Source organism: Streptomyces collinus Tu 365, assembly GCF_000444875.1.
GTDB classification, from domain to species: domain Bacteria; phylum Actinomycetota; class Actinomycetes; order Streptomycetales; family Streptomycetaceae; genus Streptomyces; species Streptomyces collinus_A.
In genome coordinates, this window is record NC_021985.1 from 5,278,182 (window position 1) to 5,301,201 (window position 23,020).

A 23,020-nucleotide genomic window follows, 5' to 3' on the forward strand; every position below is an offset into this window, starting at 1 on the left:
GCCTCGAAACTACGGACGGCCTCACTCATCCGTCCAATGCATGGATTCGCCATAATCGTTCCCATGGCGCATCAGCAGAGCTCACAGGCTCGGCTGTCACCGTCCGGTGACACAGAAGACATCACGGCGACGGCGCTGCTGCTCGCGCCCCGGCTCGCGTACTTCGCCGGTGTCGCCCGCACGGAGCACGTGACCAGGGCCGCCCTGGAGATGAACGTCCCGCAGTCGACCCTCTCCCGCGCGATGGCCCGGCTCGAACAGGACCTCGGCGTCGACCTGTTCGCCCGGCACGGCCGCACGGTCTCCCTCACCCCGGCCGGCCGCACCTTCCTCGCCTCCGTCGAGCGCGCCCTCGCCGAGGTGGAGCGCGCCGCCGAGGAGGTACGCGCCGACGCCGACCCGGCCACCGGCAAGGTCGCCTTCGGCTTCCTGCACACCATGGGCGCCGAGACCGTCCCCGGCCTGCTGCACGCCTTCCGCGCCGACCACCCGCGCATCCGGTTCAGCCTGGTCCAGAACTACGGCGAGGCCATGCTGGAGCGGCTGCGGGCGGGCGAGCTCGACCTGTGCCTGACCTCGCCGGTGCCCGACGCCCCCGACCTGGTGGCGCGCCGCCTGGACGAGCAGAAGCTGCGGCTCGTCGTCCCCGCCGACCACCGGCTCGCCGGGCGCCGCCGGATCCGCCTGGCCGAGGCGTCCGACGAGACGTTCGTGACCCTGGAGCCGGGCTACGGCCTGCGGCGGATCACCGACGACCTCTGCCGCGAGGCCGGCTTCAAACCCCGCATCGCCTTCGAGGGCGAGGAGGCGGAGACCCTGCGGGGCCTGGTGGCGGCGGGTCTCGGGGTGGCCCTGCTGCCGCCGCCCACCGTGCCCAGGCCGGGGGTCGTGGAGCTGACGGTCACCGCGCCCCGGGCGGCCCGGGAGATCGGCGTCGCCTGGCTGGCGGACCGCCCGGACACCCCGCCGGTGGCCGCCTTCAAGAAGTTCCTGCTGTCCCGGAGGGGGAGCCTGCTTCCCTGAGGGGGACCCTGGGCCGTGTCCGTGAAGTCCCGCCTGCCCCACGACGCCCGGCACGCACTCTCGCCGCACCGGGCGAAGCCCCGAGTACATCCGGTACAAGGGACTCCGCCCGGCACCCCGAGAGCACGCACCGGACGCCGCGAGGCCCGCCCTCCGGGCGGACGACGGGACTTCACGGACACGACCTAGTGCGTCCGGCCCAGCATCTCCCGCAGCCGCCGTACGTCCCGCAGCCGCCGCTCGTACGTCGCGCCGACGGCGAGCAGCAGCAGTCCGGCGGAGGCGAAGGGCACCCAGCGGGGGAGGGCGTCGGCGACCTGGACCAGGTAGGGCGCCAGCTCGTGCACCGTGTCCAGCACGAGCACCCCGCCGCCCAGCAGCAGCGGCGCCCGCAGCCGGTGCCGGGCGCCCAGCAGGGTGACCACCAGCGCCGCCGCGCCCACCAGCCACGGCCGGGTGGGGTGGGCGTCGGTCCAGGCGGCCGCCAGGCTCGGCACGAGCGTGGCGGCGAGCCCCGGACCGTACGCCGCCCAGGAGGACGCCTGCGGATCCCGGCGCCGGCGCAGGGCGCCGATCACGAGCGCCGGGACGGACACCGGCACCGTGTACGCCTCCGGTGCCGTGACGTCCCAGGCCGCGAGGCGCACCCAGGCGGCCAGGGCGAACAGCGCGGTGGCCGCGTAGGCGGCGGGGCGGCGGTCGGCGCGCACGGCCGTCGCGGCGACGATCACCGCGGACAGGGACAGCGCCAGGGAGAGCATCGCGGGATCGGTGCCCGTCAGCCCGACGGCCAGGAGCCCGGCGGCCGCACCCGTCGCCTCCACCGCCACGGTCGTGCGCACGTCCGTGGCCCGGGCGGCGAGCAGCGCCGCCACGGCCGGCACCACGAGCACGAGCAGCGCGGCGTGCTGCGGCGCCCAGCCCGCCGCCGCGCCCACCGCACAGGCCAGCGCGGTGCCGAACACCAGCGCGGCCGGGACCGTGACCGCGGCGAGGCGCCGCCCGGCCGACGCCGCCGCGAAGAGCGCCGTCAGGGCGGCGAGCACCCCCAGGGTCGCGGAGCGCGTCGGCAGCGCGAGGAACGCGAGCGAGACGGACGTGACGAGGGCGAGCGCCGGCGCCGGGACCGCGTGGCCGCTCTTGACCGTACGGGACCGCGTCGCCACCGCGAGCAGGACCGCCGCCTCGACTCCCTCGACCACGAGGGCCGCCGGATAGGGCAGGTCCAGCACCACCGGTACGACCGTCAGCGCCGCCCAGCCGAGCAGCAGTGCGCCCTGCAGCGCCCGGGACCGCCATGCCGTGGCGCGGACCACGAGCACGAGGACACCGGCCACGGCGGCCAGGACCAGCGGCGCCGTCCGGAGCTGCGGCAGCCACGGCGCGCCGACCGACACGGCCTGCCGGGCACCGTCCGGTGCGCCCGACCAGACCCGCTCCGCCGCGCCGGCCGGCCCCAGCACCGTCAGCAGGAGCAGGGGAAGCGCCCACAGCACCGCCAGACCCTGCACGGCGGCGGAGGCGAGGGCGAGGCCCCGCCGCACCGGCTCCGGCAGCCGGTGCGCCCGCACCGCCCCCGACAGGGCGATGCCCACGGCGAGATGCGCGGGCACCGTCCAGGCGGCCGGCAGCACGGGGCGGACGATGCCGCCGAGCGCGGTGACGACGAGCAGACCGGCCGCGACGCACAGGCCGACGGCATGCCCCTCGGCGCGGTCCCGCACAGCCGCCGCCAGCGCCACACCGGCCGCGAACAGCAGCAGCGTGGCCGCCTCGGCCGCGGCGCCCGGACCGACGGCCGTCCACGACAGCCAGGCCGCGCCCAGTACGCCCCACGCCCCCGTGGCGTACGCGCCGACCGTGGCGACGATCCGGACCGGCCCGGCCGGCGCACGCGACGCCACCACCGTGTCGCACGCGGCCGTCACGAGCAGCGCGGCCGTGATGCCGTACCGCCCCGCTCCGGACGCCACCGCCCAGAGCAGCAGCGGCAGTTGTGCCGTGGCCAGCGCGACCGGGAGCGGCAGCCGCAGCCCCGCCGGGCCCGGCAGCAGCCCGTACCCCGCCCACACGGCGGCCAGCACCGCCGACGCCCCGGCCGTGTACGCCGTGCCGTCCACGCCGGTGAGGGCGACCGCGTGCAGCGCATAGGCGTCGAGCGCCGTGAGCGCGCACGCGAGTCCCGCCACCGCTTCGGCCGTCGAGCGCAGTCCGCGTCCCACCAGTGGCACGGGAGCGGCCAGGGCGGCCACCGTGACCGCGCCCAGCACCGACGCGCGTCCGGTGATCCCCAGGTGGCCCCAGCTGACCAGCGTGAACGCGATCGCGGCGATCGTCAGGAGCAGGCCGCCCAGGAGCAGCAGCAGGTTCTGCACGCGCGGCGCGGTGGCCTCAGGGCGGGGCGCCGCGGTCGGCAGTGGCCGGTGCTGTGCAGTCGCGGACAGATGCGCGACCAGCCAGGCGCGGCGCGCGAGCAACTGCGAGCTGCGGGCGTGCAGGTGCCACAGCTCGGCGTCGATGAGCCGCAGCTCCTCGGCCGGTGGCGGAACAGGTGTCATGGCACGGAGTGTGGGCCGCGCCACGGCGTACGGCATGAGCGCGCGTACTCACCGGGTACTCAGGTCCCGGGAAGGCGTCGGCCGACGGCTCACCGGACCCGCGATCCGGTGAGCCGAACGAATCGTCCTAGCGCCGCAGCGACCTGCCGAACCCGGCGGCCAGCGGCATCCGCAGCCCTATGGGCGGCGGGGCCGCCAGCGCGTCCTCCACCGGCCGGGACACCTGCGACCCGAACAGCGCGCCCATCGCGAAGTCCACGGCCAGGCTGAGCACCTCGTCCCGGTGCTGGTGCAACGCGTGGCCGTCGGAGTGCACTTCGAACCGGCACACGTCCCGGTTCGCCTTCTTCGCCCGCTCCGCCAGCCGGAACGACAGCTCCGGATCGGTCCGCTCGTCGTTCGTGCCGTGCACGATCAGCACGCGCCGCCCCACCAGCTGCTTGACCGGCTCGGCGGGCGCGGCCACGTCCGCGTCGGGCAGCCAGGGGGCCAGCGCCACCACGGAGTTCACGGCCTCGTGGCGGCCGGCCCGCAGCGCGGCCCGGCCGCCCATGTCGAGTCCCGCCAGGCACACCGGCACGTCCCCGTAGCGCCGGACCACCTCGTCGGCGGCCCACTCGGCGTCGGCGGCCAGGTGCGCCTGGCTGCCGTTCCAGCCCCGGTAGCGGTAGTGGACGGTGTGGACGGCCAGGCCCTCCGCCCGGCCCGCGCGGGCGAACCTGCGGCCCAGCGAGCGGACCAGCGCCGGTGACCGGACCAGGGACGGCCGACGGCCGGACACCTCCTCGCCGCCGGGGAGCAGCAGCACCGCCCCGCTCACCGACCTCGGCTCCGGACCGACTGCCCTGCCCAGCCCGGCCGTTCGGACCGGCGACGCTTGCTGTCCCATGACAGAACAGTGTCAGAAGCCGCGGTGTACGAAACCCGTCCGTGCGGTCACCGTTACATATCGACGGAAAAGTAAAGGCGTCCCGGGCGCCCTCTACGCGCGTAGGCGTTAGAGTGCGGAAATGACGAGCCAGACTCCACCGACTGGGACCGTCCCGACGCACGTGCCGACACCGGACCAGATCCGCCGGGCGCCCAAGGTTCTGCTGCACGATCACCTCGACGGCGGGCTCCGGCCCGGGACCGTCGTCGAACTGGCCCGGGCGACCGGGTACTCCCAGCTCCCGGAGACCGATTCCGACAAACTCGGGATCTGGTTCCGCGAGGCCGCCGACTCCGGCTCGCTGGAGCGCTATCTGGAGACCTTCTCCCACACCGTCGGCGTGATGCAGACCCGCGAGGCGCTGGTCCGGGTGGCCCGGGAGTGCGCCCAGGACCTCGCCGAGGACGGGGTCGTCTACGCGGAGGTGCGGTACGCGCCCGAGCAGCACCTGGCGGGCGGGCTGAGCCTCGAAGAGGTCGTCGAGGCGGTCGACGAGGGGTTCCGGGAGGGCGAGCGGCTCGCCCGGGAGAACGGCCGGCGCATCCGGATCGGCGCCCTGCTCACCGCGATGCGGCACGCGGCCCGCGCCCTGGAGATCGCCGAACTCGCCAACGGCTACCGGGACCGCGGCGTGGTCGGCTTCGACATCGCCGGCGCCGAGGCCGGCTACCCGCCCACCCGGCACCTGGACGCCTTCGAGTACCTGAAGCGGGAGAACAACCACTTCACCATCCATGCCGGCGAGGCGTTCGGGCTGCCGTCCATCTGGCAGGCGCTGCAGTGGTGCGGTGCCGACCGGCTCGGGCACGGGGTGCGGATCATCGACGACATCGAGGTCCGCGACGACGGTTCGGTGCGGCTCGGGCGGCTGGCGTCCTACGTCCGGGACAAGCGCGTCCCGCTGGAGCTGTGCCCCAGCTCCAACCTCCAGACCGGCGCCGCAGCCTCCTACGCCGAGCACCCGATCGGGCTGCTGCGGCGCCTGCACTTCCGGGCGACCGTCAACACCGACAACAGGCTGATGTCGAACACCAGCATGAGCCGGGAATTCGAGCATCTCGTCGACGCCTTCGCCTATACGCTCGACGACCTTCAATGGTTCTCCGTCAATGCGATGAAATCAGCGTTCATTCCTTTCGATGAACGCCTCGCGATGATCAATGACGTGATCAAGCCCGGATACGCGGAACTCAAGTCCGAATGGCTGTTCCAGCAGACCGCCTCCACCAGCGGTTCTTCCGGTCCGGTCGGTTAGCCCGGGTCCAGTGGGCGGCACGGAATGCGGACGGTCTTTCATCAGCCGTCCGCATTCCGGTGTTTGCGGCGGGCGGCTCGGCATGTTTACGGTCGTGGACCGCTCAGATCGTTTGTGATCACCCGTCTCCGCATTCAAGGACGCATTCACCATGAAGCAGTCTGCCGCCAAGACCCTCGGTGTCGCCGCCCTCGGTGCCGCTTTCGCCGCCGTAGGCGCGGGCGCGGCCTCCGCGGCCCCGGCCGTTCCGGACGCGACGCAGGCCACCCACGCCCTGGACTCCGTGACCGGGGCGCTGCCGGCCGGGAACGTCGGCAAGGCGCTGCCGGGTGCCGGCCAGGCGCTCACCCAGGGGCAGGGTGCCGTCGGCACCGGGGTCGCCGCCGCGCAGCCGGCCGTCCAGAAGGTCCTCACCGGGGGACCGACCGCGCCGGTCGCCGGACTGCTCGGCGGGCTGCCGCTGAAGGGCCTGCCCACGCACGGCGCCCCGGTGAACGGCCTGCCGCTCGGCTGACCGCTCCCCGTACGCACGACGCCGCCGGTGCGCCCCGGACCTGTCCGTGGTGCACCGGCGGCGTTCGCCTGCGGTGCGCCCCGGACCTGTCCGTGGTGCACCGGCGGCGTTCGCCTGCGCGTGACTCACCAGGCGGTGGTCCCGGCCCGGTCCTCGGAGGGCAGCAGGATCCAGAGCGCTATGTAGAGCAGGAACTGCGGTCCCGGCAGCAGGCAGGACAGCACGAAGACGATCCGCATCGTCGTGGCGGAGGTGCCGAAGCGCCGTGCCAGCGCGGCGCACACTCCGCCGATCATGCGGCCGTGGGTGGGGCGGGCGAGGCTGGACATCCGCGGCTCCTTCGTGAGCGTGGACGAGGCATCCCGGTCGGTTGCCTCAACTGCCCTCCACGGTACGGAACCGATGGGGACGAAGCGTCGCTCTACGGGGCGATCCCGACCCTGGGAATCGTCGGGGTCCGCCCCTGAGACAGCTCCTCCTGGACGGTGACCGTGCCGGCCGCGCGGTGGCCGTGCCCGTCCCGGCGCCGCAGCCGGGCCCGGGCCGCCGGCACCACGGCCAGGTGCGCCAGGGCCACCCCCGCGGTGTTCAGCAGCAGCGAGTCGACGTCGACGACCCGGCCGGGCACACCGGTCTGGAGCAGGGCGATCCCCAGCGAGAGCAGGGCACCCGCGGCCGCCGTGCGCACCAGGGAGGAGAGCGGGGAGACGATGAGCCTGCCGTGGGCCATCGGCAGCAGCACACCCATCGGCGCGAGCAGCGCGAGCCCCTCGCCGAGGCGTCTGGCGGCCTCGGGCCAGCCCAGCGCCAGGTCGGCGCGGATGCCGGCCAGCGGACGCAGATTGGCGGGCATCACCCACGGGACGTCCAGGGGCCGCAGCATCAGCCAGGCGACGAGGCCGAGATGGGCGACGAGGAGGACACCTCCCGTCACCCGGATGCGGATCGCGGCGCTGCCGCCGATGGAGCCTTGACGCTGCACGACCCCCTAGACGCGCCCCCGTGCACGATCGGTTCCGCATCCCGCACGCCGATGCGCGTGCCGCGCGGGCCGCGCAGGGCGCTCAGCCCGCGTCGACCGCGCCCGTCGGCGGCTGGACCGAGCCGGGGCGGCCGCGGACGTCGTCGGTGCACTCGTAGCGGCGCAGCGGGCCGGGGCGCGGACCGCCCAGGATCACCGAGCCGTCGCCCTCGGTCGCCGCCGAGTCGGACAGCGTGCACACGAGCTGGCCCAGGGCGTAGGAGGTGAGCCGGTCCGGCGCGGTGCTCAGCCGCAGCGCGTCCTCCGGGTCCTTCGGGCCCGGCCCGGCCACGCTCACCCCGCCCGGCACGTACGTCGTGTAGCCGGCCGACTTCTCCGCGGCCGACGGGGACGAGGCGAGCTGGTCCAGCAGGGCCTGTGCCACGATCACCCGGCGCCGCGCGTCCGGCGTGCCGTCCGGGACCCGCACCGACCGGTCGACGGCGACCAGGGACGAGCCGCAGAGCAGGAACACCTGGACGGGCACCCCGTGTGCGGACTGGGTGGCGGCGTCGGGCCCGGCCAGCGAGCACGGCACCCGGGAGGGCGCGGCGCCGAAGTCGGTGGGCACCTCGGTGGGTTGGATCCCGCACCCCGCGAGCAGCGCGGCCAGCAGGGGGGCGGCCAGCAGGAGTCGTGTCGTCCCCGCTCTCATGCCCCCTCCTTCCCGAGGTCCGCCGGGCCGTGGGCGCCGCCGTTCGCGACCGCGTCGCCGTTCTCGCCGTTCTCCTCCGTCAGCCGCGACGCGTCCCGCGGCAGCCGCAGGGTGAACACCGCGCCGCCGTCGGGGGAGTTCGCGGCGGTGATCTCACCGCCGTGGATGTGGGCGTTCTCCAGGGCGATGGACAGGCCGAGACCGCTGCCCTCCGAACGCGGCCGGGAGGCGCTGGCCTTGTAGAAGCGGTCGAAGACGTGCGGCAGGACGTCCTCGGGGATGCCGGGCCCGTGGTCGCGCACCGCGATGACCAGGTCCTCCCCGTCGATCCGCACCGACACCCGCACCGGCGAACCGCCGTGCTTGAGCGCGTTGCCGATCAGGTTCGCGAGTATGACGTCCAGACGGCGCGGGTCGAGCCGGGCGTGGGCGCCGCGCTCGGCGTCCAGTTCGACGGCGTCCAGCCAGGCACGCGCGTCGATGCAGGCGGTGATCTGGTCGGCGATGTCGACGTCGTCCAGGACCAGCCGGGCGGTGCCCGCGTCGAAGCGGGTCACCTCCATCAGGTTCTCCACCAGGTCGTTCAGCCGCCGTGTCTCGCTGACCACCAGCCGCACGGCGGGCTCGACCATCGGGTCGATGCCGCCGGCCTCGGACTCCAGCTCCTCCTCCAGCACCTCCGTGACGGCGGTGATGGCGGTCAGCGGGGTGCGCAGCTCGTGCGACATGTCGGCGACGAACCGGCGCGACGCCTCGTCCCGGGCGGCCATGTCCGCCACCCGTTTCTCCAGCGCCTCGGCCGCGTTGTTGAACGTGCGTGACAGGTCCGCGAGTTCGTCCGTCCCCGACACCCTCAGACGGGTGTCGAGCCGTCCCTCGCCGAGCCGCCGGGCGGCCACCCCGAGCCGGTGCACCGGCTTCAGCACGGTCGTGGCGGCGGCCTGCGCGAGCAGGGCCGAACCGATCAGCGCCAGACCGGTGGCGATCCCCAGTGACCAGGCCAGCGAGTTGAGGTCCTTCGCCTCCGGCTCCAGCGACTTCGCCATGTAGCCCGTCGGCCCGCCGCCGACCAGCTTCGTTCCGGCCACCAGGTACGGCGTGCCGTGCTGGTCCACCCGCTGCCAGTACAGGTGGTACGGCGACTTGTTGCCGTCCGCCACCTTCTGCCGCTTGTTCACCGCGGCCCGCAGCGACTTGGGCACGTCCTCCAGCGAGAACCCGTTGATGCCGCCCGAGTTGCCGTAGACCGTCTTGCCGTCGGTGTCCTGGGCGACCAGCAGCACACTGAACCGCTGGCTGCTGCCGGCCATCTGGCCCGCCGCCCGCTGCAGTTCGTCCTGCGTGGGGTGCACCGGCAGCGCGCCGGTGCGGTTCTGCATCTCCTGCTGGAAGTCGCGCAGCACCGCGTCCTGCGCCCGGGTGAGCACGGCCTCCCGGTTCAGCCAGTAGGCGATGCCCGACGCCGACACCGCGGCGGTGAGCGCGACCAGGCCGAACACCACGACCAGCCGCAGCCGCAGGCTGGTGAACCGCAGGCGCGACAGACTTCCCCCACGCCGCGCGGCCCAGCCGCGCAGCCCCCCTTGCGTGTCGGTCACTGAGGGACGTCCAGGCGGTAGCCGACACCACGGACGGTACGGATCAGGGTCGGGGACGAGGGCACGTCCTCCACCTTGGCGCGCAGCCGCTGCACACACGCGTCCACCAGGCGGGAGTCGCCCAGGTAGTCGTGCTCCCACACCAGGCGCAGCAACTGCTGCCGGGACAGGGCCTGGCCGGGCCGCCGGCTCAGCTCCAGCAGCAGCCGCAGCTCGGTCGGGGTGAGCTGCAGGTCCTCGCCGTTCTTGGTCACGGTCATCGCCGACCGGTCGATCACGACGCTGCCGAACGTGGCGGAGTCGCTCGACTCGCGCTCCCCGCGCCGCAGCACGGCCCGGATGCGGGCGTCCAGCACCCGGCCCTGCACGGGCTTGACCACGTAGTCGTCGGCGCCGGACTCCAGCCCGACGACCACGTCGATGTCGTCACTCCGCGCGGTCAGCAGGATGATCGGCAGCTGGTCGGTGCGCCGGATGCGCCGGCACACCTCGAACCCGTCGATGCCGGGCAGCATCACGTCCAGCACGATCAGGTCCGGCCGCTGCTCGCGCAGCAGTTTCAGACCGTCCTCACCGCTGGCAGCGGTGGCCACCCGGTGTCCCTGGCGCGTCAGGGAGAGCTCCAGGGCCGTGCGGATGGCGTCGTCGTCCTCGATCAGCAACAGGGAAGGCACGGGCTCATTCTGGCCCATGGACGGGCTCTCGTACGACCTGCCGGCACCATGACGTCTCCAGCGCCACCGGCTGTGCGCGCTCTGTGACGGTTCTGTGAGGGACCCCTGTGACAGGTCTGTGACAGTCGGCTGACACGTCCATGAAGGTCGCTCGGCAAGCTTCTCGGCACAGGCAAGGAAGCAACACCAGCAAGCCGGACACCGGAAGTCCACGACGGGGGAGCGCGAGATGAACACGCTGCACGGGATGAGCACCAGCGCAGTGGTCACGCGTCTGCACGACGTGCACCGGGGTTCGGAGAAGTCCGGTGTTGTGAGCGGGCGGGGGTGCGCTCGCGGCACCGGGCGTCAGCACACCGGTTACATGACGGTGGTTGACGCCCACACGGGGGAGACGCACGGGGGATCCGCGTACGGGGAGGACTCGGGGGAGCGTCGTTCGCTGACGGAGGCGGAGTTCACCGCCTACGTCCAGGAGCGCCGCGCCTCCCTGTACGCCACCGCCTACCACCTGACCGGCGACCGCTTCGAGGCCGAGGACCTGCTGCAGAGCGCGCTGTTCTCGACCTACCGGGCGTGGGAGCGGATCAGCGACAAGGCGGCGGTCGGCGGCTACCTGCGCCGCACCATGACCAACCTGCACATCAGCGCCTGGCGGCGCCGCAAGCTCAACGAGTACCCGACCGAGGAACTGCCGGAGACGCCCGGCGACACGGACGCGATGCGCGGCACCGAGCTGCGCGCGGTCCTGTGGCAGGCGCTGGCCCGGCTGCCCGAACTCCAGCGCACCATGCTGGTCCTGCGCTACTACGAGGGCCGCACGGACCCGGAGATCGCGGAGATCCTCGACATCAGTGTCGGCACGGTCAAGTCCAGCATCTGGCGGTCGCTCCGCCGGCTGCGCGACGACGAGGTCCTCAGCTTCGGCCGTGACGAGGAGGACGCCTTCGGCGAGTTGGTCGCCTGAAGGTTCGGGGGAAACAACGGGGGACCACCGGGGGGTGGGTCCCGCGGGACCACTGGGGGGTGGGCCCGCGGGGCGGGCACGGGGGAAGCAAGGGGAACACGGGGGAAAAAGGGGGAGCACGAGGAGCGGGACTGGTGGACCGGGGGGTCCGTCCAGTCCCGTTTCGCGTTACCCGGCCGGTCCGCCCCGGCCGGCTCCCGCACGCCGGGTCAGGCCACGGTCCGCTGCGGGGTCTGCCGGCCCGCGGCTGCCGCCGCCAGCCGGCCCAGGGCCTCGTCGCGGTCGCAGGGATGGGCGCCCAGGGAGACCTGGCGCGCCACGATCGTGCGCTCGGCGCGCATCAGCCGCCAGCCGCGCCGCAGCAGGAACGGCACCGACTTGCGGCCCTCCCGCAGATCGCGCAGGAAACGCCGGCGGAAGGTGGTGAACGGGCCGCGGCTCAGGCACAGCGCGTCGGCCAGCAGGCCCCGTTCACGGCAGCGCTCCACGATCTCCGCGGCGAAGATGCCCTCCGCGATGAACAGCGGGGTGCGCCCGATGCGCAGCGTGTCCTCGCCGGTGCGGGCGCTGCGCGAGATGTCGTACACCGGGACCGGTGTCGCACCCGTGGCGCACAGCCGGGCGATGGCCTCGACGGCGACCTCGGCGTCCCACGACTGCGGGTGGTCCCAGTCGATGTCCGAACTCCCCTGCACCAGGGGCAGAGTCGGGTCGCCGGCTTCCTTGTAGAAGTCGTCCAGGCGCAGCACGGGGAGCCCGGAACGGGCGGCGACGAGGGACTTGCCCGAACCCGAGGGGCCGCACAGCAGCACGACACGGGCGGGGGCCGGGAGATGAATGCTCACGGAACACCAGTTTGAGGCATGGTGAGCGCCCTGCCGACCCCGCGGGTCGGCTTTTGAGCGTGAGTCTCACCTCAACTACCCTTCGTGTCGACAGCCTTACCCTGCGCACCCAGAAGGTGGCACCAGAGATGGCCCGACACTCTTCCTCCCCGCACCCCGTGGCGCAGCGCGCCCTGATCGCCCTGGCCACCGCCACGGCGGCCCTGGGGGCGGGCGCGGCCACGGCGCACGCGGACGCGTCCGGTCAGCCCCTTCAGGTGCCCTGGCGGCCCACCTCGCTCGGCCACATCGACCCGCAGGCGGGGCTGTCGGCGCTCACCGGCACGGTCGGCTACGTCACCGGGCCGGTCACGGGGCTCAAGCCCAACCCGCTCGCCGGGACCGGAGTCGACCCGCTGGACAACGGGGTCGGCACCCGGATCGCCGACTTCAAGCCGCTCTCCTCACAGGCCCTGACCCGGCCGGTGGCCGAGGCCGAGTCGCTCGGCGCGCTGCCGGTGGTGGGACAGGTGACCGGGCTGCTCGGCGGTGGCGCGGGCGCGCCGCTCGGCTGACGGGCGACGTACGAGAGAGCCGCGCCGCCCCCGGACGGAGGGGTGGCGCGGCTCTCGTCCGTGGAGACCGCGGCTCAGTAGGAGGAACCGGAGGCGCCCAGCGACCCCGTGGGGTGCCAGACCGTCTTGGTCTCCAGGAACGCCGTGAGGCGCTCGGTGCCGGGCGTCTCGAAGTAGTCCACAGGCTGTGGACGCAGGACGCGCTTGAGGTTGTCCGCCGCCGCGATCTCCAGCTCCTTCGCCAGCACCTCGTCGGCGCCCGCGAGGTCGATCGCGTTGACGTCCTGGTGCGCGGCCAGCGGGGCCGCGATCTCCGCCGTACGGCCGGACAGGACGTTGACGACACCGCCGGGGACGTCCGAGGTGGCCAGCACCTCGCCCAGCGACAGGGCGGGCAGCGCGGCCTTCTCGGAGGCGACGACGACCGCCGTGTTGCCGGTGGCGATCACCGGGGCGAGCACCGAGACCAGGCCCAGGAAGGACGACTCCTGCGGGGCCACCACGGCGACCACGCCGGTCGGCTCCGGGGAGGACAGGTTGAAGTACGGGCCCGCGACCGGGTTGGCGCCGCCGACCACCTGGGCGATCTTGTCCGTCCAGCCCGCGTACCAGACCCAGCGGTCGACCGTGGCGTCCACGACCGCGGCCGCCTTCGACTTCGACAGGCCCTCGGCGTCCGCGACCTCCCGGACGAACTGGTCCCGGCGGCCCTCCAGCATCTCCGCGACGCGGTACAGGACCTGGCCGCGGTTGTAGGCGGTCGCGCCGGACCAGCCGCCGAACGCCTTGCGCGCGGCCACGACCGCGTCACGGGCGTCCTTGCGGGAGGACTGGGGGGCGTTGGCCAGCCACTTGCCCTTCGAGTCCGTCACCTCGTACACCCGGCCGCTCTCGGAACGCGGGAACTTCCCGCCGACGTACAGCTTGTAGGTCTTGAAGACAGAAAGTCGCTCAGACATCGAGGTACGCCTCCAGGCCGTGGCGGCCGCCCTCGCGGCCGAAGCCCGACTCCTTGTAACCGCCGAACGGCGAGGTCGGGTCGAACTTGTTGAACGTGTTGGACCAGACGACACCGGCGCGCAGCTTGTTCGCGACGGCCAGGATCCGGGAGCCCTTCTCGGTCCAGATGCCCGCCGACAGGCCGTACTGCGTGTTGTTCGCCTTGGCGACGGCCTCGTCCGGGGTGCGGAAGGTGAGGACCGAGAGCACCGGGCCGAAGATCTCGTCGCGGGCGATGGTGTGCGCCTGGGTGACGTTGGTGAACAGCGTCGGGGCGAACCAGTAGCCGGCCGAGGGGAGTTCGCACGCCGGGGACCAGCGCTCGGCGCCCTCGGCCTCGCCGCGCTCGGCGAGCGTGGTGATCCGGGCCAGCTGCTCGGCGGAGTTGATCGCGCCGATGTCGGTGTTCTTGTCCAGCGGGTCGCCGAGGCGCAGCGTGGACAGCCGGCGCTTGAGGGCGTCCAGCAGCTCGTCCTGGACCGACTCCTGGACCAGCAGGCGGCTGCCCGCGCAGCAGACCTGGCCCTGGTTGAAGAAGATGCCGGTCACGATGCCCTCGACGGCCTGGTCGATGGGCGCGTCGTCGAAGACGATGTTGGCGCCCTTGCCGCCCAGCTCCAGGGTGAGCTTCTTGCTCGTGCCCGCGACCGTGCGGGCGATCTCCTTGCCGACGGCCGTGGAGCCGGTGAAGGCCACCTTGTTCACGTCCGGGTGCGCGGTGAGCGCGGCACCGGCGTCGCCATAGCCCGGAAGGATGTTGACGACACCCTTGGGGAGGCCGGCCTGGCGGCAGATGTCCGCGAAGAACAGCGCGGACAGCGGGGTGGTCTCGGCGGGCTTGAGGACGACCGTGTTGCCGGTCGCGAGGGCCGGGGCGATCTTCCACGCCAGCATGAGCAGCGGGAAGTTCCACGGGATGACCTGGCCGGCCACACCGAGCGGCCGCGGGTCCGCGCCGAAGCCGGCGTGGTCCAGCTTGTCGGCCCAGCCCGCGTAGTAGAAGAAGTGCGCGGCGACCAGCGGGAGGTCCGCGTCGCGGGTCTCCCTGATCGGCTTGCCGTTGTCCAGCGTCTCCAGGACCGCCAGCTCACGGCTGCGCTCCTGGACGATGCGGGCGATGCGGAACAGGTACTTCGCGCGCTCGGAGCCCGGCAGCGCCGACCACTTCTCGAACGCCTTGCGGGCGGCCCGGACGGCACGGTCCACGTCCTCGGCGCCGGCCTGCGCGACCTCCGACAGCACCTCCTCGGTGCTCGGCGAGACGGTCTTGAAGACCTTGCCTTCGGCCGCCTCCACGAACTCGCCGTCGATGAACAGGCCGTAGGAGGGGGCGATGTCGACGACCGAGCGGGACTCGGGTGCCGGTGCGTACTCGAATGCGGATGCCATGTTGATCAGTCCACCGTCACGTAGTCGGGGCCGGAGTAGCGGCCGGTGGCCAGCTTCTGACGCTGCATGAGCAGGTCGTTCAGCAGCGAGGAGGCGCCGAAGCGGAACCAGTGGTTGTCCAGCCAGTCCTCGCCCGCGGTCTCGTTGACCAGGACCAGGAACTTGATGGCGTCCTTGGTGGTGCGGATGCCGCCGGCGGGCTTGACGCCGACCTGGACGCCGGTCTGCGCGCGGTAGTCGCGCACCGCCTCCAGCATCAGCAGGGTGTTGGCGGGGGTGGCGTTGACCGCGACCTTGCCGGTGGAGGTCTTGATGAAGTCCGCGCCCGCCAGCATGCCCAGCCAGCTCGCCCGGCGGATGTTGTCGTACGTCGACAGCTCGCCGGTCTCGAAGATGACCTTCAGCCGGGCGGCCGTCCCGCAGGCCTCCTTCACGGCGACGATCTCGTCGTACACCTTCAGGTACTTGCCCGCGAGGAACGCGCCGCGGTCGATGACCATGTCGATCTCGTCGGCGCCCGCGGCGACGGCGTCGCGCACGTCGGCCAGCTTCACGTCGAGCGCGGCACGGCCGGCCGGGAAGGCGGTGGCGACCGAGGCGACCTTCACGCCCGAGCCGGCGACGGCCTCCTTGGCGGTGGCCACCATGTCGGGGTACACGCAGACGGCCGCCGTGGCCGGGGTCGTCCGGTCCGTCGGGTCGGGGTGGACCGCCTTGGCGCCGAGCGCCCGGACCTTGCCCGGGGTGTCCGCGCCTTCCAGCGTCGTCAGGTCGACCATCGAGATGGCGAGGTCGATGGCGTACGCCTTCGCGGTGGTCTTGATGGAACGGGTGCCGAGAGACGCGGCGCGCGCCTCCAGGCCGACCGCGTCGACGCCGGGCAGCCCGTGGAGGAAGCGGCGCAGCGTGCCGTCGGACGCGGTGACGTCAGCGAGAGCATGAGCTGTGGGTGCAGAGGTGGGCATGGTCACCAGACGAGCATATCTACGCGCGTAGCGGATGTATACCCCGGGGAACCGGAAAGAAGGTTCCGGGCGGCGCGCGGGGCGCTCCGGCCCCCACGCCCGGGCGGGTCGGCCGCGGTCCGGGGGCGTGGGGCAGAATCGGGAGCATGACGACCCCGGACCACCAGTCACCCGCGCCGCGGCCCCCGGCGTCCACCGCCGCCAGCCTGGTCTACCGCTCACCCCTGGGGCTGGTGGCCGGTGTGCTGCTGCTCGCGCTCATCGGCTGGCTGGGCATCGACGCGCTGATCGCCGGACACGGGCGCACCCCCTGGTTCGCGCTCGCGTGGCTGATCCTCCTCGTCCCGCTCGTGACCGCCTTCACGCTGCGCCCCGCCGTCTTCTCCGGCGAGGACCGGCTGCGGGTGCGCAACCCGTTCCGGTCGGTCAGCCTGCCCTGGGGTGAGATCGCCTCCGTGCGCTCCGGCTACACCAACGAGGTCGTCACCGACTCCGGCGCCAAGTACCAGCTCTGGGCCATCCCCGTCTCGATGCGCGACCGCAAGAAGGCGGCGCGCCGGCAGAGCGGGGCGGGCCGCCCCGGCCGGTCCGGCGGCTTCGGGATGTTCGGCGGCGCCGGCGCCGCTGCCGCCGACCACGACGGCCCGGCCCGCGCCGAGTCCGACCGGATCGTCGCGGACCTCCGCACCACCCTGGACCGACGCGGCACGGCCGAGACCGCCCAGGGCGAGGTCAGTGCCCGCTGGGCGTACGAGGTGATCGCCCCCGCGATCGCCGGAGCGGTCCTGCTGCTGATCCTCCTGGCGACGGGCTGACCCCCCGCCGGGGCCGCGGCTCCGGTCCGGCCCTGCGGCGGGCTGCCCCCGACCGAGGCCCGGGACGACCGGGCCGGTGGCGCGGTGGCGCGGAGGGGCGGAGGGGCGGAGGGGCGTGCGGGGCCGCGCGGCGTGCGTCGTGGCTGGTCGCGCAGTTCCCCGCGCCCCTGGGTGGGCTGCCGTGCCGTCGGGGTCTGGTTCGGCCCCTGTGGGGTCTGGGGTGGCCAAGGCTGTGGGTGTCTGTCCGGCGGTCGTGGCCGGTCGCGCAGTTCCCCGCGCCCCTGGGTGGGCTGCCGTGCCGTCGGGGTCCGGTTCGGCCCCTGTGGGGTCTGGGGTGGCCTGTCCGGCGGTCGTGGCTGGGCGCGCAGTTGCCCGCGTCCCTGGGTGGGCTGCCGTGCCGTCGGGGTCCGGTTCGGCCCCTGAGCGTGAAGGGGGCGTCCCGGAGAGCCGGGGCGCCCCCTTCGGGCGGGTGCCTCAGATGCCGGCCGCTGCCGACAGGTCGCGCTTGACCGCCGTGAGGAGCTCGGTCGCTCGGGTGTGCGCGGACGGGAGGCCGGCGTGGCCGGCCACCGGGACGACCACCTCCAGGTAGCACTTCAGCTTGGGCTCGGTGCCGCTGGGGCGGACGATGATCCGGGCGCCGTCCAGGGTGTAGCGCAGGCCGTCGGTGGGCGGCAGGCTCTCCGTGCCCTGGGTGAGGTCCTCGGCCCGGGTGATCGCCAGGCCCGCCAGCTCGGTCGGCGGCTGCTCGCGCAGGCGGCGCATCGCGTCCGAGATGACGGAGAGGTCCTCGACGCGCACCGAGAGCTGGTCGGTGGCGTGCAGGCCGTGCTCCACCGCCAGGTCGTCGAGCAGGTCGAGCAGCGTGCGGCCCTGCTCCTTGAGCACCGACGCCAGCTCGGTGATCAGCAGCGCCGCGGTGATGCCGTCCTTGTCCCGGACGCCCTCGGGGTCCACGCAGTAGCCGAGGGCCTCCTCGTAGCCGTAGCGCAGACCGTCCACGCGGGCGATCCACTTGAAGCCGGTCAGGGTCTCCTCGTACGGCAGCCCCGCCTTGCCGGCGATCCGGCCGAGCAGCGAGGAGGACACGATCGACTCCGCGAAGGTGCCGGTGGCGCCGCGCCGGACCAGGTGGGCGGCGAGGAGCGCGCCGACCTCGTCGCCGCGCAGCATGCGCCAGTCGCCGCCGTCCCTGACGGCCACCGCGCAGCGGTCGGCGTCGGGGTCGTTGGCGATGACGAGGTCCGGGTCGGTGGCGCGGGCCCGCGCGAACGCCAGGTCCATCGCGCCCGGCTCCTCGGGGTTCGGGAAGGCGACCGTCGGGAAGTCCGGGTCCGGCTCGGCCTGCTCGGCGACCAGCACCGGCTCGGGGAAGCCGGCCCGGGCGAAGGCCGCCACCAGGACGTCCCGGCCGACGCCGTGCATCGCCGTGTAGACCGTGCGGGCGGTGCGCGGGGAACCGGCCGCCAGTACGGCGTCGGTACGGGCCAGATAGGCGTCGAGGACCGCGTCGTCCAGGGTCTCCCAGCCGGACTCCGGGCGGGGCACGTCGTGCAGCGAGGCGATCGCGTCGATCTCGGCCGCGATCCCCGCGTCCGCCGGCGGGACGATCTGGGAGCCGTCGCCGAGGTACACCTTGTAGCCGTTGTCCCGGGGCGGGTTGTGGCTGGCGGTGACCTCGACGCCGGCCACCGCGCCCAGGTGCCGGATGGCGAAGGCCAGTACGGGGGTGGGGAGCGGGCGGGGGAGCACGGCGGCGCGCAGGCCGGCGCCGGTCATGACGGCGGCGGTGTCCCGGGCGAAGTCCGCGGACTTGTGCCGGGCGTCGTAGCCGATGACGACGAGCCCGGCGTCCGCGCCCCCGTGCGGGGTGCCGTTCTTCTTCAGGTACGCGGCCAGACCGGCGGCGGCGCGGATGACGACGCCCCGGTTCATGCGCATCGGGCCCGCGCCCAGCTCGCCCCGCAGACCGGCGGTGCCGAACTGGAGCGTGTCCGCGAACCGGGCGGCCAGCTCCGCCGTGTCACCGGCGGAGATCAGCTTGGCCAGTTCCTCGCGGGTCTCCGGGTCGGGGTCCTCGGCGAGCCAGGTCTCGGCCCTGCTGATGAGATCGTCGTGCACCTTGGGATCAACCTCTCCTAGTCTCCGCTGAGGGCTCCGCCCCCAGACCGCCGTCGTTCGCCCGCCGGTCCACGAGCCGGGCGGGCGGACACAGCCGCCTACAGCTTGCCCAGCACCTGGCCCAGCAGCTCGCCCATGCGCGCCGCCGAGTCGCGGCCCGCCTGGAGGACCTCCTCGTGGTTGAGGGGCTCGCCGGTCATGCCCGCCGCGAGGTTGGTCACCAGGGAGATGCCCAGCACCTCGGCGCCGGCCTCGCGGGCGGCGATCGCCTCCAGCACCGTGGACATGCCGACCAGGTCGGCGCCGATGACACGGGCCATGCGGATCTCGGCCGGGGTCTCGTAGTGCGGGCCGGGGAACTGCGCGTAGACGCCCTCCTCCAGGGAGGGGTCGATCTCCTTGCACAGCGCGCGCAGGCGCGGCGAGTACAGGTCCGTCAGGTCGACGAAGTTGGCGCCGACGATCGGCGAGGTCGCCGTCAGGTTGATGTGGTCGCTGATCAGCACCGGCTGGCCGGGGCGCATGCCCTGGCGCAGACCGCCGCAGCCGTTGGTCAGCACGATCGTCTTGCAGCCGGCCGCCACGGCGGTGCGGACGCCGTGCGCGACGGCGGCGACGCCCCGGCCCTCGTAGTAGTGCGTGCGGCCCAGGAAGACCAGGGCGCGCTTGTCACCGAAGGAGTACGAGCGGACCTTGCCGCCGTGCCCCTCGACCACCGGCGGCGGGAAGCCGGGCAGCTCGGTGACCTGGAACTCGGCGTCGGGTGCGCCCAGGGCGTCGACGGCCGGAGCCCAGCCGGAGCCCATCACGAGGGCGACGTCGTGGGTCTCGGCGCCGGTCAGTTCGCGCAGGCGCGCGGCGGCGGCGTCGGCGGCGGCGTACGGGTCGCCCTGGATGTCGTCCGGAAGAAGAGATGCGTTCACGCCGACGAGGGTAGCCGGTCTTCGCCTACGCGCGTAGACCCCAGAGCGCACGGGTTGGCGATCGTTGTCTTGTCGTTTCCGACGAGCGACCCGGGCGGCGCTCCTCAGCAGGGCCGCTTGCGCAGCTCCATCACGTAGTCGTGGGGCGCCCCGGCGGACTCGGCGGCGTCCGCGACCTCGCCCAGGTAACGGGCCGAGGGCAGGCCGCCCTCGTAGGCGTTGAGGACGTACGTCCAGGCCGGCTCCTCGCCGTCCAGGGTGTGCACCCGCACCCGAGCGCGCCGGTAGATGCCGAGGCCGACGCCCTCCCACCGGTCCAGGGACTCCTCGTCCATGGGCGCGATGTCGTACAGGCCGACGAAGACCTGCTCGCCGGGCGCCTCGACGATCGTCGCCAGCGCGCCCTCCCAGCCGAGCTGCTCGCCGCCGAAGGTCAGCCGCCAGCCGTTCAGCCAGCCGATGGCGCGCAGCGGCGAGTGCGGGGCGCGGCGGGACATCAGGCGCGCGTCGAGGTTGCCGGCGTACGCGGCATAGAGCGACATGGGGAGAGGGTACGGCAGCGGCGGCGGGCGTCCCCCGGGCGCCGGCGCCCGCCCGCCGCCGCCCCCGGGCAGTGGCACCTTGAAGCGTGCGGGACAATGGGGTACGTGACTCGGATCGTGATCATCGGTGGCGGACCCGGCGGATACGAGGCGGCCCTGGTGGCCGCCCAGCTCGGCGCGGAGGTGACCGTCGTCGACTGCGACGGTCTGGGCGGAGCGTCGGTGCTGACCGACTGCGTGCCGTCGAAGACCCTTATCGCTACGGCCGAGGTGATGACCACCTTCGACTCCTCGTACGAGGAGCTGGGGATCATCGTCGCGGACGACACCCCGCCGCTGGAGCAGGCGGCCCGGGTGGTCGGCGTGGACCTGGGCAAGGTCAACCGACGGGTGAAGCGGCTCGCGCTCGCGCAGTCGCACGACATCACCGCCTCGGTCACCCGCGCGGGCGCCCGCGTCATGCGCGGCCGCGGCCGGCTCGACGGCATGCAGGCCCTCGACGGCTCCCGCAAGGTCGTCGTCACCGCGGCCGACGGCAGCGAGGAGACCCTCACCGCCGACGCCGTCCTCCTCGCCACCGGCGGCCACCCGCGTGAGCTGCCCGACGCCCAGCCCGACGGCGAGCGCATCCTCAACTGGACCCAGGTCTACGACCTCACCGAGCTGCCGGAGGAGCTGATCGTGGTCGGCTCCGGCGTCACCGGTGCCGAGTTCGCCGGCGCCTACCAGGCGCTGGGCTCCAAGGTCACCCTCGTCTCCTCCCGCGACCGGGTGCTGCCGGGCGAGGACCCGGACGCCGCCGCCGTGCTGGAGGACGTCTTCCGGCGCCGCGGCATGAACGTCATGGCCCGCTCCCGCGCGCAGTCCGCCAAGCGCGTCGGCGACCGGGTCGAGGTGACGCTGGCCGACGGGCGCGTCATCACCGGCTCGCACTGCCTCATGGCCGTCGGCGCCATCCCGAACAGCGCCGGGCTCGGCCTGGAGGAGGCCGGCGTCAAGGTGCGCGAGTCCGGGCACATCTGGACCGACAAGGTGTCCCGGACCACCGCTCCGGGCGTGTACGCGGCCGGCGACGTCACCGGCGTCTTCGCCCTGGCCTCGGTGGCGGCGATGCAGGGACGTATCGCCATGTACCACTTCCTCGGCGACGCGGTGGCCCCGCTGAACCTGAAGACCGTCTCCTCCAACGTCTTCACCGACCCCGAGATCGCCACCGTCGGCTACAGCCAGGCGGACGTCGACGCGGGCAAGATCGACGCCCGGGTGGTGAAGCTGCCCCTGCTCCGCAACCCGCGCGCCAAGATGCAGGGCATCCGGGACGGCTTCGTGAAGATCTTCTGCCGGCCGGGTACGGGCATCGTCGTGGGCGGTGTGGTGGTCGCGCCGCGCGCCTCGGAACTCATCCACCCGATCTCGATCGCCGTCGACAACAATCTGACGGTCGAGCAGATCGCGAACGCCTTCACGGTGTACCCGTCCCTGTCGGGGTCGATCGCCGAGGTGGCACGGCAGTTGCACACGCGCAAGGCCGGCGCCGAGGCCTGATCCCCGAAAGCCCGACTTCCCGCTGGTCACAGGGAGTTGTCGAGCATGCGTGCGGCATAGGCGGGGAGACTAGGCCCTATACCACTCCCCGCCCTGCCCTGCGAACAACTTCTGTTATTCGGCGCAAACTGCTGAAACCAGACGGTCGTTGGGGTTACTGTCAGTTTCGTGTTCGCTGCAGAACGTCGCCAATTGATCCTCGAAATGGTGCGAGCGAACGGGGCCGTGTCGCTCCGTGAACTCGCCCGCGTCGTCCAGACCTCCGAAGTGACCGTACGGCGGGACGTGCGCGCACTGGAGGCAGAAGGACTCCTCGACCGCCGGCACGGCGGTGCGGTACTGCCGGGCGGGTTCACGCGGGAGTCCGGCTTTCCGCAGAAATCCCATCTCGCGACCGCCGAGAAGACGGCCATCGCCGACCTCGCCGCGAGCCTCGTCGAAGAGGGCGAGGCCATCGTGGTCGGGGCGGGCACCACCACGCAGGAGCTGGCCCGCCGGCTCGCGCGGGTGCCCGGGCTGACCGTCGTCACCAACTCCCTGCTGGTGGCCCAGGCGCTGGCCCACGCCAACCGGGTGGAGGTCGTGATGACCGGCGGCACCCTGCGCGGCTCCAACTACGCCCTGGTCGGCTCCGGCGCCGAACAGTCCCTGCAGGGGCTGAGAGTGTCCAAGGCCTTCCTGTCGGGCAGCGGCCTGACCGCGGAGCGGGGCCTGTCCACGTCCAACATGCTCTCGGCGTCCGTCGACCGCGCCCTGGTGCAGGCCGCCGCCGAGGTGGTGGTCCTCGCCGACCACACCAAGCTGGGCACGGACACGATGTTCCAGACGGTGCCGACCGACGTCATCACCCGACTGGTCACCGACGAGCCGCCCCCGCACGACGACCGCGCCGGCACCGAGCTCCAGGCGCTCGCGGACCAGGGGGTGCAGATCGTCGTGGCCGGGGCGAGCAGCGCTCCGGGGGGTGAGCAGGTCCCGGCACGGCGTCCGCTGCCGGGGCCGCGACGGGGCCAGGGCGGACTGCGCGGGATGCTGGGCGAGCAGCCGGCCGGGGTCGAGCGGGGACGCGTCGCCGATCTGCGACGGCGCTAGCCGGACGCCCGACGGGCTTCTGCGGGCTGTCGGC

The 23,020-nt window shown here is 73.4% G+C and carries 22 protein-coding genes; 8 read left to right on the forward strand and 14 right to left on the reverse strand.

Annotated features, from left to right (window positions below; genetic code table 11):
* Window positions 1-63: 63 nt before the first annotated feature.
* Window positions 64-1,023, forward strand: a complete 960-nt coding sequence (locus B446_RS23085) for a LysR family transcriptional regulator (protein WP_020941839.1) — start codon at window positions 64-66, stop codon at window positions 1,021-1,023.
* 185 nt (window positions 1,024-1,208) lie between these two features.
* On the opposite strand, the gene B446_RS23090 is transcribed toward B446_RS23085, so the two are convergent.
* Together B446_RS23090 and B446_RS23095 are read right to left on the reverse strand one after the other, a co-directional pair.
* On the reverse strand, window positions 1,209-3,581 hold the full coding sequence (locus B446_RS23090) for an SCO7613 C-terminal domain-containing membrane protein (RefSeq protein WP_234967539.1): 2,373 nt from the start codon (window positions 3,579-3,581) through the stop codon (window positions 1,209-1,211).
* A gap of 127 nt (window positions 3,582-3,708) precedes the next feature.
* A complete protein-coding gene (locus B446_RS23095; RefSeq protein WP_078614781.1) occupies window positions 3,709-4,470 on the reverse strand; it encodes an alpha/beta fold hydrolase in 762 nt (253 codons plus the stop codon).
* A gap of 121 nt (window positions 4,471-4,591) precedes the next feature.
* Here B446_RS23095 and B446_RS23100 point away from each other — a divergent pair, with 121 nt between their 5' ends.
* Window positions 4,592-5,767, forward strand: a complete 1,176-nt coding sequence (locus B446_RS23100; protein WP_043476294.1) for an adenosine deaminase — start codon at window positions 4,592-4,594, stop codon at window positions 5,765-5,767.
* Window positions 5,768-5,918: 151 nt separating this feature from the next.
* Window positions 5,919-6,281 (forward strand): hypothetical protein, encoded by a 363-nt coding sequence (locus tag B446_RS23105; protein ID WP_020941843.1) that lies wholly within the window; start codon window positions 5,919-5,921, stop codon window positions 6,279-6,281.
* A gap of 125 nt (window positions 6,282-6,406) precedes the next feature.
* Here B446_RS23105 and B446_RS23110 read toward each other — a convergent pair whose 3' ends face one another.
* From B446_RS23110 to afsQ1, 5 genes are all read right to left on the reverse strand, one after another.
* On the reverse strand, window positions 6,407-6,610 hold the full coding sequence (locus B446_RS23110; protein WP_020941844.1) for a PspC domain-containing protein: 204 nt from the start codon (window positions 6,608-6,610) through the stop codon (window positions 6,407-6,409).
* A gap of 92 nt (window positions 6,611-6,702) precedes the next feature.
* A complete protein-coding gene (locus tag B446_RS23115) occupies window positions 6,703-7,263 on the reverse strand; it encodes a VanZ family protein (RefSeq protein ID WP_020941845.1) in 561 nt (186 codons plus the stop codon).
* An 82-nt stretch (window positions 7,264-7,345) separates the two neighbouring features.
* Entirely contained in the window at window positions 7,346-7,957 is a 612-nt protein-coding gene (locus B446_RS23120; protein ID WP_020941846.1) for a hypothetical protein, read from the reverse strand.
* A complete protein-coding gene (locus B446_RS23125) occupies window positions 7,954-9,555 on the reverse strand; it encodes a sensor histidine kinase (protein ID WP_020941847.1) in 1,602 nt (533 codons plus the stop codon). Before B446_RS23125 ends, B446_RS23120 begins: the two co-directional genes overlap by 4 nt.
* Window positions 9,552-10,229, reverse strand: a complete 678-nt coding sequence (gene afsQ1 / locus B446_RS23130) for a two-component system response regulator AfsQ1 (RefSeq protein WP_020941848.1) — start codon at window positions 10,227-10,229, stop codon at window positions 9,552-9,554. The genes B446_RS23125 and afsQ1 overlap by 4 nt, the downstream gene beginning before the upstream one ends.
* Before the next feature lie 229 nt (window positions 10,230-10,458).
* On the opposite strand from afsQ1, the gene B446_RS23135 reads away from it, so the two are divergent.
* A complete protein-coding gene (locus B446_RS23135; RefSeq protein ID WP_020941849.1) occupies window positions 10,459-11,196 on the forward strand; it encodes a SigE family RNA polymerase sigma factor in 738 nt (245 codons plus the stop codon).
* A 209-nt stretch (window positions 11,197-11,405) separates the two neighbouring features.
* Here the strand turns inward: B446_RS23135 and B446_RS23140 are convergent, their stop codons facing one another.
* Entirely contained in the window at window positions 11,406-12,008 is a 603-nt protein-coding gene (locus B446_RS23140) for a uridine kinase family protein (RefSeq protein WP_043476298.1), read from the reverse strand.
* Window positions 12,009-12,169: 161 nt separating this feature from the next.
* On the opposite strand from B446_RS23140, the gene B446_RS23145 reads away from it, so the two are divergent.
* Window positions 12,170-12,595: a hypothetical protein gene (locus B446_RS23145; RefSeq protein ID WP_020941851.1), complete on the forward strand. Its 426-nt coding sequence runs from the start codon at window positions 12,170-12,172 to the stop codon at window positions 12,593-12,595.
* A gap of 74 nt (window positions 12,596-12,669) precedes the next feature.
* On the opposite strand, the gene B446_RS23150 is transcribed toward B446_RS23145, so the two are convergent.
* Genes B446_RS23150 through deoC form a run of 3 tightly spaced genes read right to left on the reverse strand, consistent with a single transcriptional unit; the run spans window position 12,670 to window position 15,948 of the window.
* Window positions 12,670-13,554 carry an aldehyde dehydrogenase family protein gene (locus B446_RS23150; protein WP_020941852.1) on the reverse strand — a complete coding sequence of 295 codons (885 nt, stop codon included), beginning with the start codon at window positions 13,552-13,554 and terminating at the stop codon, window positions 12,670-12,672.
* A complete protein-coding gene (locus B446_RS23155; RefSeq protein ID WP_020941853.1) occupies window positions 13,547-14,983 on the reverse strand; it encodes an aldehyde dehydrogenase family protein in 1,437 nt (478 codons plus the stop codon). The genes B446_RS23150 and B446_RS23155 overlap by 8 nt, the downstream gene beginning before the upstream one ends.
* Window positions 14,984-14,988: 5 nt before the next feature.
* The gene (gene deoC, locus B446_RS23160) at window positions 14,989-15,948 is read right to left on the reverse strand and encodes a deoxyribose-phosphate aldolase (RefSeq protein ID WP_020941854.1); all 960 of its coding nucleotides are present in this window, start codon (window positions 15,946-15,948) and stop codon (window positions 14,989-14,991) included.
* 146 nt (window positions 15,949-16,094) lie between these two features.
* Between deoC and B446_RS23165 the strand changes: the two genes are divergently transcribed.
* Window positions 16,095-16,763 (forward strand): PH domain-containing protein, encoded by a 669-nt coding sequence (locus B446_RS23165; RefSeq protein WP_020941855.1) that lies wholly within the window; start codon window positions 16,095-16,097, stop codon window positions 16,761-16,763.
* Window positions 16,764-17,237: 474 nt separating this feature from the next.
* On the opposite strand, the gene B446_RS23170 is transcribed toward B446_RS23165, so the two are convergent.
* From B446_RS23170 to B446_RS23180, 3 genes are all read right to left on the reverse strand, one after another.
* Entirely contained in the window at window positions 17,238-18,884 is a 1,647-nt protein-coding gene (locus B446_RS23170) for a phospho-sugar mutase (RefSeq protein WP_020941856.1), read from the reverse strand.
* 98 nt (window positions 18,885-18,982) lie between these two features.
* Window positions 18,983-19,807, reverse strand: coding sequence for a purine-nucleoside phosphorylase (locus B446_RS23175; protein WP_020941857.1), 825 nt, complete (start codon window positions 19,805-19,807; stop codon window positions 18,983-18,985).
* A gap of 104 nt (window positions 19,808-19,911) precedes the next feature.
* On the reverse strand, window positions 19,912-20,349 hold the full coding sequence (locus B446_RS23180; RefSeq protein ID WP_020941858.1) for a gamma-glutamylcyclotransferase: 438 nt from the start codon (window positions 20,347-20,349) through the stop codon (window positions 19,912-19,914).
* A 96-nt stretch (window positions 20,350-20,445) separates the two neighbouring features.
* Between B446_RS23180 and B446_RS23185 the strand changes: the two genes are divergently transcribed.
* Together B446_RS23185 and B446_RS23190 are read left to right on the forward strand one after the other, a co-directional pair.
* Complete coding sequence (locus B446_RS23185) at window positions 20,446-21,894, forward strand: NAD(P)H-quinone dehydrogenase (protein ID WP_020941859.1); 1,449 nt, start codon at window positions 20,446-20,448, stop codon at window positions 21,892-21,894.
* Window positions 21,895-22,062: 168 nt separating this feature from the next.
* A complete protein-coding gene (locus B446_RS23190; protein ID WP_078614782.1) occupies window positions 22,063-22,986 on the forward strand; it encodes a DeoR/GlpR family DNA-binding transcription regulator in 924 nt (307 codons plus the stop codon).
* Window positions 22,987-23,020: the final 34 nt, after the last annotated feature.

Coding starts and splice junctions, on each gene's coding strand:
- B446_RS23180 (WP_020941858.1), bottom strand. CDS start 20,349: ATGTCGCTCTATGCCGCGTACGCCGGCAACCTCGACGCGCGCCTGATG.
- deoC (WP_020941854.1), bottom strand. CDS start 15,948: ATGCCCACCTCTGCACCCACAGCTCATGCTCTCGCTGACGTCACCGCG.
- B446_RS23150 (WP_020941852.1), bottom strand. CDS start 13,554: ATGTCTGAGCGACTTTCTGTCTTCAAGACCTACAAGCTGTACGTCGGC.
- B446_RS23185 (WP_020941859.1), top strand. CDS start 20,446: ATGGGGTACGTGACTCGGATCGTGATCATCGGTGGCGGACCCGGCGGA.
- B446_RS23165 (WP_020941855.1), top strand. CDS start 16,095: ATGACGACCCCGGACCACCAGTCACCCGCGCCGCGGCCCCCGGCGTCC.
- B446_RS23135 (WP_020941849.1), top strand. CDS start 10,459: ATGAACACGCTGCACGGGATGAGCACCAGCGCAGTGGTCACGCGTCTG.
- B446_RS23145 (WP_020941851.1), top strand. CDS start 12,170: ATGGCCCGACACTCTTCCTCCCCGCACCCCGTGGCGCAGCGCGCCCTG.
- B446_RS23110 (WP_020941844.1), bottom strand. CDS start 6,610: ATGTCCAGCCTCGCCCGCCCCACCCACGGCCGCATGATCGGCGGAGTG.
- B446_RS23120 (WP_020941846.1), bottom strand. CDS start 7,957: ATGAGAGCGGGGACGACACGACTCCTGCTGGCCGCCCCCCTGCTGGCC.
- B446_RS23090 (WP_234967539.1), bottom strand. CDS start 3,581: ATGACACCTGTTCCGCCACCGGCCGAGGAGCTGCGGCTCATCGACGCC.
- B446_RS23100 (WP_043476294.1), top strand. CDS start 4,592: ATGACGAGCCAGACTCCACCGACTGGGACCGTCCCGACGCACGTGCCG.
- B446_RS23085 (WP_020941839.1), top strand. CDS start 64: ATGGCGCATCAGCAGAGCTCACAGGCTCGGCTGTCACCGTCCGGTGAC.
- B446_RS23105 (WP_020941843.1), top strand. CDS start 5,919: ATGAAGCAGTCTGCCGCCAAGACCCTCGGTGTCGCCGCCCTCGGTGCC.
- B446_RS23095 (WP_078614781.1), bottom strand. CDS start 4,470: ATGGGACAGCAAGCGTCGCCGGTCCGAACGGCCGGGCTGGGCAGGGCA.
- B446_RS23155 (WP_020941853.1), bottom strand. CDS start 14,983: ATGGCATCCGCATTCGAGTACGCACCGGCACCCGAGTCCCGCTCGGTC.